At 50.8% G+C, this 333-nt stretch carries 1 pseudogene; it reads left to right on the top strand.

Annotated elements, in window-relative coordinates:
* Window positions 1–333: pseudogene (locus LZP73_RS19595) on the top strand (gamma-glutamyl-phosphate reductase); the annotation flags it as partial.

Raw genomic sequence — 333 nt, 5'->3', positions numbered from 1 at the left:
ATAAACTGTGCCGCGAGCAGTCGACAATCCCGGTGATCACAGGCGGTATAGGCGTATGCCATATTTACGTTGATGAAAGCGCAGAGATCGCTGAAGTATTAAAAGTGATCGTCAACGCGAAAACTCAGCGACCAAGCACATGTAATACGGTAGAAACCTTGCTGGTAAATAAAAACATCGCCGATAGCTTCCTGCCCGCATTAAGCAAGCAAATGGCGGAAAGCGGCGTGACGTTACACGCAGATGCTGCTGCGCTGGCGCAGTTGCAGACAGGCCCCGCGAAGGTGGTGGCGGTTAAAGCCGAAGAGTATGACGATGAGTTTCTGTCATTAG

It is taken from the genome of Shewanella sp. AS16 (assembly GCF_021412365.1).
GTDB lineage: Bacteria > Pseudomonadota > Gammaproteobacteria > Enterobacterales > Shewanellaceae > Shewanella > Shewanella salipaludis.
The sequence above is the reverse complement of the archived record's forward strand: the minus strand, read 5'-3'. Positions and strand labels throughout refer to the sequence as shown.